At 32.4% G+C, this 13,269-nt stretch carries 18 protein-coding genes; 6 read left to right on the top strand and 12 right to left on the bottom strand.

Annotated features, from left to right (window positions below; all coding sequences use genetic code 4):
• On the bottom strand, positions 1-1,371 hold a 1,371-nt coding region (locus DNK47_RS02735), incomplete at its 3' end, for a spermidine/putrescine ABC transporter substrate-binding protein (RefSeq protein WP_112665726.1).
• A gap of 219 nt (positions 1,372-1,590) precedes the next feature.
• On the opposite strand from DNK47_RS02735, the gene DNK47_RS02730 reads away from it, so the two are divergent.
• Both DNK47_RS02730 and DNK47_RS02725 read left to right on the top strand, forming a co-directional pair.
• Positions 1,591-1,905: a hypothetical protein gene (locus tag DNK47_RS02730; protein WP_181454162.1), complete on the top strand. Its 315-nt coding sequence runs from the start codon at positions 1,591-1,593 to the stop codon at positions 1,903-1,905.
• On the top strand, positions 1,812-2,144 hold the full coding sequence (locus DNK47_RS02725; protein ID WP_112665722.1) for a hypothetical protein: 333 nt from the start codon (positions 1,812-1,814) through the stop codon (positions 2,142-2,144). The genes DNK47_RS02730 and DNK47_RS02725 overlap by 94 nt, the downstream gene beginning before the upstream one ends.
• Before the next feature lie 48 nt (positions 2,145-2,192).
• Here the strand turns inward: DNK47_RS02725 and DNK47_RS03500 are convergent, their stop codons facing one another.
• Complete coding sequence (locus tag DNK47_RS03500) at positions 2,193-2,363, bottom strand: hypothetical protein (RefSeq protein WP_181454161.1); 171 nt, start codon at positions 2,361-2,363, stop codon at positions 2,193-2,195.
• 92 nt (positions 2,364-2,455) lie between these two features.
• Between DNK47_RS03500 and DNK47_RS02720 the strand changes: the two genes are divergently transcribed.
• Together DNK47_RS02720 and DNK47_RS02715 are read left to right on the top strand one after the other, a co-directional pair.
• Positions 2,456-2,815 carry a hypothetical protein gene (locus tag DNK47_RS02720; RefSeq protein WP_112665720.1) on the top strand — a complete coding sequence of 120 codons (360 nt, stop codon included), beginning with the start codon at positions 2,456-2,458 and terminating at the stop codon, positions 2,813-2,815.
• 51 nt (positions 2,816-2,866) lie between these two features.
• Positions 2,867-3,478 carry a hypothetical protein gene (locus DNK47_RS02715; RefSeq protein WP_112665718.1) on the top strand — a complete coding sequence of 204 codons (612 nt, stop codon included), beginning with the start codon at positions 2,867-2,869 and terminating at the stop codon, positions 3,476-3,478.
• A gap of 174 nt (positions 3,479-3,652) precedes the next feature.
• Here DNK47_RS02715 and DNK47_RS02710 read toward each other — a convergent pair whose 3' ends face one another.
• From DNK47_RS02710 to DNK47_RS02675, 7 genes are all read right to left on the bottom strand, one after another.
• Complete coding sequence (locus DNK47_RS02710) at positions 3,653-4,285, bottom strand: hypothetical protein (RefSeq protein ID WP_112665716.1); 633 nt, start codon at positions 4,283-4,285, stop codon at positions 3,653-3,655.
• Positions 4,286-4,351: 66 nt separating this feature from the next.
• Positions 4,352-4,918 (bottom strand): NgoFVII family restriction endonuclease, encoded by a 567-nt coding sequence (locus tag DNK47_RS02705; protein WP_146737538.1) that lies wholly within the window; start codon positions 4,916-4,918, stop codon positions 4,352-4,354.
• A gap of 5 nt (positions 4,919-4,923) precedes the next feature.
• Positions 4,924-5,550, bottom strand: coding sequence for a restriction endonuclease PLD domain-containing protein (locus tag DNK47_RS02700; RefSeq protein ID WP_112665712.1), 627 nt, complete (start codon positions 5,548-5,550; stop codon positions 4,924-4,926).
• Between the two features lie 345 nt (positions 5,551-5,895).
• Positions 5,896-6,447: a restriction endonuclease PLD domain-containing protein gene (locus tag DNK47_RS02695; RefSeq protein WP_112665710.1), complete on the bottom strand. Its 552-nt coding sequence runs from the start codon at positions 6,445-6,447 to the stop codon at positions 5,896-5,898.
• Between the two features lie 2 nt (positions 6,448-6,449).
• Positions 6,450-7,067 carry a restriction endonuclease PLD domain-containing protein gene (locus tag DNK47_RS02690; protein ID WP_112665708.1) on the bottom strand — a complete coding sequence of 206 codons (618 nt, stop codon included), beginning with the start codon at positions 7,065-7,067 and terminating at the stop codon, positions 6,450-6,452.
• Positions 7,068-7,200: 133 nt separating this feature from the next.
• Positions 7,201-7,926, bottom strand: a complete 726-nt coding sequence (locus DNK47_RS02685; protein WP_112665706.1) for a hypothetical protein — start codon at positions 7,924-7,926, stop codon at positions 7,201-7,203.
• A gap of 64 nt (positions 7,927-7,990) precedes the next feature.
• Positions 7,991-9,172, bottom strand: coding sequence for a restriction endonuclease subunit S (locus DNK47_RS02675; RefSeq protein ID WP_258393915.1), 1,182 nt, complete (start codon positions 9,170-9,172; stop codon positions 7,991-7,993).
• A gap of 216 nt (positions 9,173-9,388) precedes the next feature.
• Here DNK47_RS02675 and DNK47_RS02670 point away from each other — a divergent pair, with 216 nt between their 5' ends.
• Both DNK47_RS02670 and DNK47_RS02665 read left to right on the top strand, forming a co-directional pair.
• Positions 9,389-9,913, top strand: coding sequence for a hypothetical protein (locus tag DNK47_RS02670; protein WP_146737537.1), 525 nt, complete (start codon positions 9,389-9,391; stop codon positions 9,911-9,913).
• Positions 9,914-10,054: 141 nt separating this feature from the next.
• The gene (locus tag DNK47_RS02665; RefSeq protein ID WP_112665702.1) at positions 10,055-10,354 is read left to right on the top strand and encodes a hypothetical protein; all 300 of its coding nucleotides are present in this window, start codon (positions 10,055-10,057) and stop codon (positions 10,352-10,354) included.
• 24 nt (positions 10,355-10,378) lie between these two features.
• On the opposite strand, the gene DNK47_RS02660 is transcribed toward DNK47_RS02665, so the two are convergent.
• The 3 genes from DNK47_RS02660 to DNK47_RS02650 form a co-directional block, all read right to left on the bottom strand.
• On the bottom strand, positions 10,379-11,257 hold the full coding sequence (locus DNK47_RS02660; protein ID WP_112665700.1) for an ABC transporter permease: 879 nt from the start codon (positions 11,255-11,257) through the stop codon (positions 10,379-10,381).
• Between the two features lie 5 nt (positions 11,258-11,262).
• Positions 11,263-12,072, bottom strand: coding sequence for a spermidine/putrescine ABC transporter permease (locus DNK47_RS02655; protein WP_258393914.1), 810 nt, complete (start codon positions 12,070-12,072; stop codon positions 11,263-11,265).
• An 83-nt stretch (positions 12,073-12,155) separates the two neighbouring features.
• Positions 12,156-13,269, bottom strand: a 1,114-nt coding sequence (locus tag DNK47_RS02650) for an ABC transporter ATP-binding protein (protein WP_112665696.1), incomplete at its 5' end; no start/stop codon positions are given.

Genomic DNA, 13,269 nt, shown 5'->3' with positions numbered 1-13,269 from the left:
CTGTCCATTTGTCTCCCCCTTAATGCAACTGGAGAAATCTTTTAAAGCTGGAGTATATTGAATTTCCAAAAAGTTTCGAATTAGTCAACTATCACTTCCATCAGATTCTTCTTTTTCTCCATTTTCCTCTTCAGAATCACTATCTTCTTCATCATCTGAATCTTTGAGTATTTTTTCTCTCTTTGCATGTAATTTACTGAACTTATCTAATCCTTCAAAAGATAACTTATTCAAAAACTCATAAATCTTATTTTCTTTTTCTGGACTCACCTGTGCAGAAATAGCGATACTGTCTAAGAATCAAAGAGTTGGAGATCCAGTAATGATCTTGATTTTTCTTTTGGGCTTTGAAGAATCTGATGAGTCACTATCACTAGAGTCAGAAGTATCTTGTGAGTCGTTTAAATCTTCATCTTCGTCATCTCCCGTTTCCTCTTCCTCTTCACAATCTCCGTCATCAATCATTGTTTGTGCATATAAAGCATCTCCGTTGTATACAAAAGCACCTGCTAATTCTCCTTTACATAACATCTCTGAAAGAACAGCTGAATCGGGACTGAGGAATAAAGGTCTTGGTCCCAACTTACCTTTATTGATTCCTGATTCATTTATTTGAAAGAACTGTTTGTAGAACTGAGATTCTGATTGTTTTTTCTCAGGTTCAAATAACTTCTCTGTTTCGGAAGGGCCCTGCCCCTTTTCTGTTTCCTGTTTCTGGCTTAACTTAGAAAGCGAAAATAAAGTCAATTCATCTTCAACCATTCCCAGCTTAGGAAAGCCATCTGTAGTCTTAAATCTTTCATCTGCAATAATCTTTGCTATTAAATCACTTCAGCTCATCTGTTGTGAAGTTGAAAAATCCCCTCTTTCTTTTCCATTCTTTAGCAAATCTTCTCCACTGTATGCAAAAGCTAAGTAACTTAAGAAATAAGGAACTCCATAGTTTGATATTTCGGGAGAACTAAAAAACTTTTCAACTACAGGGGAATATACACTTCCTCAATTCTTTTTCTGGCCGTTAGTTCCAGCGCCTCCATTATTTTTTAATTTGTCTTTAAGAGGTTGAAATTTATCTCAATCAATTTTTTTGACTAAGCCTTTCTTTACTGCCTCTTCTAGTGTAGAGGAACTAAGAATAGCTAGATCAAAGGCTCCTGAAGAGAAACCGTTAAAGACCTCCCTATCATTCTCAAAATAAATGGTTTTTATAGAGAATTCTTGATAAGCTTCTTCTGCTATTTCTTCATTAATATAGGACTGATAAGTGGCTAATACTAATTCATCACTGAAATTGGAGTTGAATGATATTAGTGAGGCCGGTATTACTACTGAAGCAGTAGTTGGAATTATGAAAAACTTAGTCAGTCCCAATGACTATTTATCTATAAAAATAGATAAAAAATACTAAATATATAAATTAAATATTTTTTAAATAACTATTAAGGGCTAGTTCCTTGAATAACAAGCTAACTAGATAAACTTGTGGTATTAAAAAATCTAATTAGTCTATAATCTAAATCAAACATTCAATAAATTATGTTGTTACTTAAATTAGTTCTTGGAGTTGCAGGGGTAGGTGCCGGTGTTGGTGTGCCTGTTGTAGCTAGCAAGGTTGTTGGGTTGGTTCCTAATACAGTTGCTGAAATGACTGGAATTAATCAAACAAATACTTGAAAGAGTATTCAAGAAAGAATTGCTGAAAGAAAGACAAATTCAAGAGTACAAGAAGCTTTGAAAGAATTAATTAATAAGGAATGTAAGTTAATTCAAAACCCACAAGGAATTAATAATGGCTATGACGAACTATATGCATGCAAGGGGGGGCTAATAAGACTGATTTCTACTATTTTGGTTCTCAAGAATCTTTCAAGAATGATTCAGATTCTTATCTTCCTAAGAAAGTAGTTAAGGCTAGTTACAAAGAAGGACAAGATCAAAAGATTGCTCAATTAGTATTAACTTTCGAAGATAACAATAGTATTAATTGAAATATTGTTTCTGGTAGTGGTTGAAATCACTTTAATGATGTGAATTTAGGTGAACAATGTTCAATCAAGACTAAAGAATTAGGTGGTGATGATTTAGTATGTACTCTTAAAAATACTGATGGTTCTTCTTTCTACTACAGCTTTTCGGTTTTTTAATTAGGCATTGGTTCTTTCTCCCCCGCGGGAGAAGGCTTATAAGCCTACCTAGTTAAATATGGATTCTCTTTTTCTTTTAGCTAAAATTGGAGCCTCTTTACTAGCTGTTGGGGCAGTCACTGCAGTCACTTTAGTCACTCTTACTGGATCACAAACTCCACCTTCACAAAAAATCTTTAAGACTAATGAGGGATAAGAAGGAGATTGTAGATCAATCAAATTATCTTCTTCAGTTGCTGGGCAGAACTTAAAACTTTGAGCTTGTTCTTTCCCTAATGAGCCTTTAACTCCTGTTTTCTATTTCTTCAATAATGGCGGGAGATCATAGAAGTGCTCAATTAACTGGACCTTACACAGCCTATAAAGTATCAAAAATAGAACTACAAAAGAATACAAGAAGAGGGAGAGCTTCTCAAAAGGAAGGCAATTATGACTTAAATATCTGAATGGGTGATGGAACAAAATCATGATCTTGATTAGTGCTACAAGATGGAACAAATAGAAAACCACCAAAGAAAGATACAATTAATACTGTTTTCTTAGTAAAGCATTCAATTGCTGAACTAAAGCATGAAGATTTTAAATTAGAGTTACAAAATTCAAAATTTGAAGCTATGAAATGTAAAGGTAAGAAATATTCTTTTGAAAAAGACAAAAAAGGATTTTTTTAAGAGATCACACAACAAATAATATATAATTAATCTCAACTTTTTCAAAAAGATATGCTTGCTATCTTTAAATTAGTAATTGGTGTTGCGGGAGTAGGTGCCGGTGTTGGTGTTCCTGTTATGGTGAATAGAATTGTTTCTACCACAGGTAGAGCTGTTCAAGCTGTAAATGAATCTCACATTGTAAAAACTATTAGACAAGAAATTACTGAAAATAAAGAAAATGAAAAACTTCTAGAAGCTTTGAAAGATCTAGCAAGTAAGAACTGTAAGCTAGTTAAGAATTCTCAAAATCCAAATAACTCATTTGAATCTCTTTATGCTTGCAGAGAAAGTGATAATGTATTTAATTTCTATTACCTAGGAAAAAGAGAAGAAGTTAAGAAAAATGGTGTTTCTGAAGTAAAGAAGGTTAAGACTCTAAGTTATGAAAAAGAAAGCAATAATCATAATCTTGTTTTAACTCTAGAAGACAAGGAACAAAGTGTAACTAACACAGTTATTAAGATGGGGGTAGCAGATCAAAATGGGGGGGGCTGAGCACATTTTAAGAATGTTGATTTGAGTTCAAGTTGTAAGGTTGCAAAGCCTATATTAGGTTCAGATATTCTTGAATGTAAGTTAACTGAAGATGGTACTTCTTCTTACAGTTTTTCAATTCTTTAGTTAAGTTTTCTTTCTCTACCTTCTCGGATAAAAACTTATTGAATACTTAATTAATAGTCTTTACTAGTTTATTTGAAGTTATAGAAAGAGTTAAATTTAATAATTTTTAAATAGCTTAAAGGGTGTGAAAATTACAAAAAGATTAGGTAGAAAGCTTAAATTAAGAACTATTAACTAGGAATTAAACAAAAGATAAATCTTTTGAGTGGTATCAGAATCATCTTCCACTTTAACTTCTGTTATTGATTTTTCTAATATCTCTCTGGGACTTCCTCCCCATTTTCCGCTTGTGGCAGTTTGTAAAAATTTACTGCCGGTGAAAGTTGTTTCATATTCATCATCCTCTTCCCCTTCTTCTATTTTTACTGTGCTTGTTTTTACATTAAATTTCGTTCCTACTATCAAATCTTTACTATTTACGAGTAATAAATCATTGGGAAATAGGCCTGTCCAATTATCTTTCATTTTTACTTCAGAATTGTCTACATTGGTGTCTTTGCAAAGAATTGTTGTGTAGTCACTTTTTCTTTTCCCGAGAGCACTAAAAACTTCTTCTCCTATAGTATCCACAACTTCACAATTTTCCTCATTTGTATTTTTTCTTGTAGCAAGTTGTAATGAGAGTGTTTGTCTTTCTGTTAATGTATCTCCCCCTGTATGTGAGTTGACGGTTAAGGAAGAGAGTGAAGAGGAAGAATCCGTGTTAGAAGAAACACCGCCAAATTGACCTGTTTGCCAAAGTGCTAGGGAGGCTATGCCCCCCCCTGCACCAACTGCTGTAACAAGCTTAATGATACTTGAAACCATATTTTTTAAATTTAATAATTGGGTTTTCTAAAGAATTAGCTGTTTTTTTACAAATAATTTCTTTGGTTAATCTACTTTGTTAGGAAAAGAAATAAACCATACGTCCCTCTTAACTCCTTTGCTATCTACCATAACTTTGTCAGTTTTTTTAATAAATACCTTGTTATTACCATAATACTCTAATGCTTCTTTAGTAACTATTCCCATTCTTTGGCAATCTTGGTAAACATAATGAAACTTAATAAGTACCTGTCATTCAACAAATATACTTTTAATTCAGGCACCTATAGCTTTACTGTCTTCAAAAGTGCTTAATCTCTTAACTTTCTTGCCCGAAAAACAAGCCTTATGAACGTATCCCTCATCTGTTACCAAGTAGAACCAATCTTTTATTGAAGGCAGATCATATGGAACATCTACTGCGAACTGCACTTCATATCAACTCTGTTTTTTTCCAGTTTTTTTATCTACTAATGGTTTGCTGTAACAGGCGTTTAAAGGATATTTAGATAAATAATCGAAATTTTTCGCATTCATAACTTCTTCCTCGGTAGGAGCATCTAAAGTCAAGATGATTGTTTTTAATACTTTTGAGTTTTTTACTTCTTGATACTCTCCGAAATTCAATCACATCTTGTTTAATCAAATATTTGTGAGTTTGATTTTAGATGTTTTTTAGATTCTTTTTGGTCGGTTTCAAAAGTTGAAAAAACATCATTTTTAATAAAAGAAGTTATGTTTTTTGAAAAACTGTCAGCTTTCAACACATTCATATGATTTCTAATTTCTTTTAGAGTCTCAGAATTTTTTAATAGAAGTGATATTTCACACTGTTTGCATTTTTGCAAGGATGAAGTTTTAAGTGGGAGAAAACTTAAGTTGGGAGAGCCTAATATTGCTGAGTGAATTTCATTATTTTTGAGAAAACAGTATAACTTTCCGTGGTACCTAAAAGCATAAGTTATTCTTATTTCTCCTATGCCAGATCTTTGTCATTTTTCATTGATTCTTAGTGCTAATTCAAGAAGGTTATTATTTGAGAATCCAATAAAGTAGTGCATCCCCAAAATTAAAGAAATATTCTTAATATTTTGTTGAATAACTAACCTATCTAATTCTTCCAAAGCATTATGGGAGAAAAATCCTACAGCAATTTCTAAACGATCTGATTTTTTCAGTTCTTTTATAAAACAAGACTCAATGGTTTTATCCTCTTCATCAAACAATAAAGGTCAAGTGTTAGAATATAGTAATTTTTCTTTCATTAATTTCAGGCGTTTTGGTTTGGCATATTTGAATTCACAAATCAAGTGTTTATGGTTCCAATTAACTAATTAATAAAAGTTCTAAAAAAGAATAATTTTTGAATGAAACTAACTATCAAATATCAAAGAAATTCCACTTGATTTTTATAAAAGTCTTCTTAATCGCCATTAAGTTTTTTTTCTCTCTTTGAATGTAAGTTTTGAAATTTATCTAATCTTTCAAAAGATAACTTATTCAAAAACTTATAGATCTTTTCTTCTTTTTCTAAGATAACTTGCGCAAAAATACTTATCTAAAAATCAAAAAATTGGAGGGATGGAAACAGTAATTAATTACTCTTCTATTTAGTTAATTTCATGAGGAAAATAGATAAATCATACATCTCTTGCAATTCCATGATTATCTTTTTTTGTTTTATTAGTTTTTTTAATGAATATTGTGTCTCCACCATAATAATCTAATGCTTCTTTAGTAACTATTCCCATTCTTCTTTTATCCTGATTAACGAAATCAAATTTATCAAGAGCTTCTCACGCAAAAAGTCTGTTTTTAATTCACATGCCTATAATTCTTTTGTCTTCAAAAGTACTCAATTTTTTAATTTTCTTACCAACAAAACAAGCTTTAAAAAGATATCCATTATCTGTTGCCATATAAAACCATTCTTTTCTAGAAGGCAAATAATCTTTAGAATCAACAGTTAATTGCACATCATATCAACTTTGTTCTTTTCCTGTCTTTTCATTTATTAATGGTTTACTATAGCAGGCATTCAAATCCGATTTAGATAAATCCAGATTTTTTGAAGTCAAGACTTCTTCTACAGTAGGAACAATTAAAGGCAAAACAATTGTCTGTAAAGCTTCTGCCTCCTCCAAATCTTCAACAGTTAACATTGTTACTTCTTGAAAATATTTTTTCTATCGATTTTAGAGGGATTTTTGGATTCTATTGCATCGGTCTTGATAACGATCAATTGTTGATTTTTGGCTAAAACAGCTATATTTTTGGAGATGTTTTCTGATTTCAAAGAATCTATATGGCTTTTGGTTTTTTCAAGGATTTTTAAATCATTTGTTAAAAGTGCTATTTCATATTGTTGTCACATCAATTTAGTTGTTAAGAAACTTAAGTTAGGGGAGCCAATCATGGTTGAATAGACCTCATGATTTTTAAGAAAACAATAAAGCTTGCCATGATATCTAAAAGAATGGATCACTCTTATCTCTCCTATTCAAGATTTTTGTCATTTGTCATTAATTTCTAGAGTCAATTTAAGAAGCTCTTCCGGAAACCCATTAAAAAAATACATTCCTAGAATTAAAGAGACATTTTTAATATTTTGTTGAGTTACCAATTTATCTAGTTCCATTAAAGATTTATAAGAAACAAACCCTACTGCGAGTTCCAATTGATCTGATTTCTTTACTTCTTCTATAAAACGATCTTCAATGGTTTTATCTTCACCTCTTGTCAATAAAGGTCAAAGGCTGGAATATAAACACTCATTGTACATTTGTTAGTATTTATCTCTCTATCTAATTAATTAATAAAAGTGCTAAAGCAGGAATAATTTTTAAAAGTGCTTAGTTATTAAGTATTAAAGGAATTCTCTCTTTACGAAAACTTAATTAGCTTGAAAATTGAGACTAAAAATTAATTATTTGTTTTAAAATTTCAAAGTTTTCGTTAAAAATAAGGAATGATTTTTCTGATTTATGTGACGTTAAATTAATTGTTTGCAATAAAAATTGTTTGTCGTCTCTTTGCGCTCGTAACATACTATCTTCTTTTCCTGTTATTGCAGAGGAGGAAAACGCTTCGCTTGAAAAAGTCACCGCATCACTATCACTTGAACTTTCTGTTTCTGTTACAAGCTTAAATTTTGAACCTGTACTTTTATCTAAAAACAATTCACTAGGGAATAATCCTGCTCATGGGCTTGATCATTTACTATTGATGTTTTTATCAGTATCTTTGCAAGAAATTAGAACATAAGATTTGCTTTCCAATAAGTAATAAAAAACATCATCTAAGCTCTGAGAGTCAATAATGCTACAATTTTCTTTCTTTTCTTCTTTAACTGGTGTTACGGGAGGAGGAAAAGTGGTTTCTTCAAGAGAATCTACCTCAGTTGATGAAGAATTTTCTGGTCCCGAAACTCTCTCAGTAACTACTGCAGAGGTGTCAGGGGCTATAGTCCTTTGACTTTCATCCGCACTACTTAAACTAGAAAGGGATTGTTCGCCCCCCCCAGTTGTTGATACTCCATATTGACTTGATGACTTCCGAAGAGTTAAAGTGGTAGTTGCTCCACCACCTACTCCAACTACTCCTCCAGTAACGGCAAGAGCAACCTTAAGATAAGTTTTCAAAAGTTAAAAACCTACTTTCTTTAAATTTACAGGAATCAAATTACGTGAATGCCAGAAAAAACTTTTAATCTAAACTTTCAACTCAACATTTTTGCATTCTTAAAAGCCTCTTAATTATTTGCTCATTACTTTTTTGCAACTCAAAAATAGGTTCACAGAAATTATTGAATTTGTCAATTAAGAATTGGGGAGGAAATTTGATTTCAAAGTCTTTAAATCTCTTGACATCTAATGAGACACGATCTGTGGAACTATTAATCATTCTCTTAAGTGTTGAAATATTTTCTTTAATCAAAAAATAAATATAAATTGAAGAGATTGATGCCCCCCCCGCGACGGTATTTCCGACAACTCCCCAAAGAGTAGTATTGAGAACAAAATCACAAAAACTTATCATACATAGACCTAAAGCTTTTTTATTAACTCCAGCCCCTACAACAATAACAGACTCTTTGGGAACAATCTTGCATTTTCCTCTCTTAAAGCCCTCAGGAGTCAATTGATCAGCAGTTTCACTCACAAATTTGTATTTTCTTTTAGAAATATCTCCTACTTGTAGTCATGGAATTCCTCCTGCCTTACAAAAATATTTCCTTTCTTGTTCTAGATTTCCCCGCGGAGGTCTTCCGCCCCGAATAGTAGTGAGAAATTCTCCAAAATTCTTAATCGTGTAATCAGTTAAGTTATCAAAAAGAATGTGATAGTAAGCGGTCATTTGCTTCTCAAATAGTTCATTAATTCTTTTCTTTAGCTCTATATATCTAGTTATTGTTTGATATTTCTTTACTATCCTTTCTTGTTTATCTAGAGAAGGAAATTTAATAGGGAACTTAACAAAGTCTTTCCAAGCTAATTCACCTCTAATACCACCGAAACATCGATATAGTAACTGTAATTCAGTTACCTCTTTTTGAAAAATCATCATCAAATAATGCTTATTTAATAAGGGATTTGTTATCTTGAAAACATGATATTGTGAAGATACGATTACTTTGTCTGCTTTTTCATAAAGGCCAACGGCCAGTCGCCCTGTCATTTCTATATTCATTAACCTAACCACAAAATCTCCAAACTCAACAATCAAACAAATTTGCAAGTTAGTATTTCGCCCCGAGGCAATAGAAGTAATAATTTCTTTTTCAACAGTAACACCAACTAATTTCGTAACCTCTAAATTCTTATTCTTTCTAGTGACTAAGGTAATGTAATTTCCTAAAGGGGCAACAACACTGCCTGATTTACTCATATTTATTTAGTTAAGGTATTAAATACACTAATTATTTTCAATTAAGTAAACACACTAGCTCTTTTCATTACTTGCCCCATAGTCTACTTAACAGATCAAAACTAACTTTTTAAATCTCAAGTAAAATATTTGTTGGTTATCTCGATTAAAAACAACTTTCAAAAATGGCTATTATTCCAAAGATTGTCACTACAGCTATAGCTATTGGTGGGGGGATTGATTAGTATCCCTTGAATTTCTTTAAAAACAAACGATACAGTAACTCCTCAAACAACCACCATTTCCCAACCAAAAATCAAAACAATCGTAAAACAATTACCTAAAGTTGCCGGCGCAAGCGTCAGAAAAGGAAACTGTGAAGTGGAAAAACTTTCAAAAGAACATGAAGCCTTTCTTCTATCCCAAAAGCAAGGAGGAAGTTTCTATGTTGAAATTATTTGTGACAATACTAGTGTCGGTGCAGGTGCCGGATCTTTGCCACATATTTGAACAGGATTATTCCCTGCTCAACTTCTAGCTAATGGAGAAAGCCTTTCAATAGAAGAAACATTTAATTTAGAAACAAAAGATGCATCCACAGGTGATATTGTGAAGACTACTTTCAAAGGTAAAGGGATGAAGGAAACTATCACAGGAGCTTGAGAAACGGATTCAATATCTTGAGGTGAAGATTCAATTACACCTGTATCTTTCCCAGATAATCCAGAAATCACCAATAAGCTATATCTGATGTTCCATTAAAAAATTAAGTTAGTTACTTTCCCTAAGCCACCTATAAAATAAGAAATTACAAAAGACATTTAACAGTCTAAGGGGGGAACAGCAAAAAGAGTTACGTAACTTAACTCACCACTAAGAGCTATAACAGTTTACTAATACCACATGTTACTATCTATAGGAAAATTATTAGCTCTTGCAGTTGCTGGAGGGGGAGGTCTTACTGCTTACTATCTATCTAGACCTTCTGATCAAAAAAGTTCTCAAAGTAGTTATAGAAGTACAAGTCAAGAGCCAAATTGCAGAAAGCCATATGAATTGAAGTTAGATGGTAGTGGAGTGACTTATTATTTAGAAACAAAACAAGAAGCAGAAAATTATTTAAAGGAAGAGCATGGAAACAAGGGTAAAGTTTCCCTAAGACAAAGTGATTCCTGTCCTCACTGAAAATCACTTCCAGCCTAAATTCTCTTAACCTCTAAGTCTTTACTAATAATTAAGTAACTCCTTTTCAACTCCTTTTTTCTCTCTCTTAAATAAGGAGTAACCAATAAATATAGTAAAGGCTACTAAAAGAGAAATGGCTCCAAAACACATTGCTCAAGCCTTAACTCCCTTTTTCATGGTATACAACTGAGTAGTCAAAGTAGTTACTCTCCCTTTAACTAAATTGGTAATAATGAAATCATCCATAGAAAGAATAACCAAAACTAAAGAGCAAAAAATCATTGTTCCCTTTAGTTGAGGCAAAACTATCTTGAATAAAGTTTCAAGGTCTCCGCAATTAAGGTCTTTTCCTGCTAACAATAACTTTTTATTTAGCTTCTCTAACTTAGGATAGATAAGGATAATTCCATAAGGGACTAAGAAGGCTATATGAGATAACACAATAGTCAAAAAACCAAAGTTAACCCCTAAAGGAAGAAAAATAGCAATAAACAACAACATAAACGAAAGTCCTTGTATTAACTCAGGAGAAGAGATAGATAAGTTAGATATCTTGAAAACTATTGACTTGTATCTTCCCCCTCTCTTTCACAAATAAAAAGCAGTTACTAGAGAGATTCAAAGAGCAGGAACTAATGCACTAATAGCTATAGACACAGAATTAAAGAGACTCCCTCAAAAGAAATCATTAGTTGCCCCGAAAGAAAAGAAATTAGTGTAATTCTCTCAAGTCATGTTTCTTGCAAACCCACTAAGCTCTGTCGATACTTCTCCCTTATTTCCAGGTTTTGCCAGAGAAAGAAAGATAATAACTATTCAAGGAAGATATATCGCAAAAAAGAATGCAATCGTTCATCCTCTCTTAGATATCTGCACTCATTTAGTTCCATCTAAAGAAAGAAAGTTAAGCGAGTAAAGCACCTTATCTAATTATTTGGACTCACAACTAGCCTCATTCCCCTTCTTCTTAAGTTCTCTTTCTTGGCTTTCAAATAAAGTCATCCTTTAATTCTCTTAGCTTGATAACTCGCTAACTTATAACAAGACACTCAAAAAACAATAAAGAAAATGGTTATGGTAAACAACAAACTCACTAAAAAGGCAATAAACGGTCTAGATCCTTGAGTTCAAAAGTTCATTCCAGCTAAATTAGAGATAACTTCTCCAATCATCCTAGTTCCCATATCATGATTCAAAAACTCAGAGATGAATGTAGTAAATAAAGAGGGAAGAAAAAACAATATTGAAGAACTGAAGAAAGTTGTTTTAGATCAAGGCAATAAAAGAAAGATAATCTCTCCTCAAGTAGCTTGTCCTAAATCTCTAATGGCCCTTCTCTGTCCCTGTGGGATAGAGAAAAAAGTATTTATGAAGTTATAAGTTACTAGTGGTAAAGAGAGATAGACTAGCCCAATTATGGTATATTGCACGCCATAAGTACTATTCAAGCGCCCATTAAAAAAGTCAAAACAGCTTTTTAGTCCTATTAACTTGATAAAGTAATTAGTCACTAAAGGTAAGCAAAGCAAAAGAAGTAATCTCTTTCTTCACTTACCACTAAATGAAGACCAGATCAAAAAAGCAAGTATGAAACTCAATACTAAGGTAATAATCAATGCAATTGTTGCAACCATAGTACTAATTCCCAAAGAAACAAATATATTGGGAGTAAATTGAGAGCCTTGTATTCCTCCTAAAGAGCTAAAGCTATAGGTACACATTAGAACTAAAGGCAAAAAGACAGTTAAACAAAAGAAGACTACAAAGGGAACAAATAAGGCTTCAATCTTTCGAAGGTTAAAGTAAGTCCAGTTAAGTATTAACTTCATCTCTCATCTCTTTCTAACTTCATCAAGTGAACATCTATAGGGTCTCAAAGTAGGTCTATCTCTTCTCCCTTCTTAACCTCATTGAAGCTCTCTACAAAGAGAATAGAGTCACAAAATTGACACTTAAGCTCTCATAGTTGACCTTTATATATGGAATCAATTACTGTAACTGAGATAAAGCCCTGTCCTCTAGGCACAACATCATAATCTTCTGGCCGAATCATCACCTTAACTCTCTCATTCTCTCTAAAGCCAGTGATGTTATTTAGTTGAAAGATTGAGTTATTAACTTCTACTTCTTTAGGGGATAAATAAATTCCCTCAAAGATATTGGATTTTCCCATAAAGTTAGCCACTCATTCATTACTTGGCGCATCATACACATCTGAAGGAGTACCAAACTGTTCTACCTTTCCTTTTCTTAATACAACTATCTTGTCAGAGAGCAATAAAGCTTCTTTTTGATCGTGGGTAATCAACAAAAAAGTCAGTTTAAGTCTTTGATGTAACTTCTTTAGCTCTATTTGCATCTTCTCTCTCATGTCCTTGTCAATAGCTGATAAAGGCTCATCTAAGAGAACTATTTGTGGTTCCATAATAAGTGCTCTGGCTAAAGCTACTTTCTGCTTAGTTCCTCCAGATAGTGTGTCTATCGCAGATTTCTCATAACCTGTAAGTCCGACTAAGGAAATGAGTTTATTGACCTTATCTGTTATTTCAGCAGAGCTAAAAGCTCTAGCTAAATACTTGTAACTCAATTCTTGTTCCTTAAGAATGGGAAAATACTCTCATCAAGATTTCCAATACTCTAAATCTAGGAGCTTAGATCTAATAATTCCTAGATAGAAAATAATTAGTTTCTTATATAAGGATCTATTCTTTCTTAGTTGTTTTTCTTCAGTTATTCCTAGATGGTTAACTCATTTCTTAAGTAAATTTGTATATTTAGTGGTTTCTAGAGAGAGTTTCTCTAAATTGGATCGACTCTTAAATTTGGCTTTCAATAAGAGCTTCTCCATTTTCTCTTTTTTGTGTTGCGGGGGGTCCTCGAGTATCTTCTTTTGTTTCTTGAGTCCAAAAGCAATATTTTCAAAAACATTTAAG

This window comes from Mycoplasma wenyonii (genome assembly GCF_003265155.1).
GTDB classification, from domain to species: Bacteria; Bacillota_I; Bacilli_A; order Mycoplasmatales; family Mycoplasmoidaceae; genus Eperythrozoon_A; species Eperythrozoon_A wenyonii_C.
The sequence above is the reverse complement of the archived record's forward strand: the minus strand, read 5'-3'. Positions and strand labels throughout refer to the sequence as shown.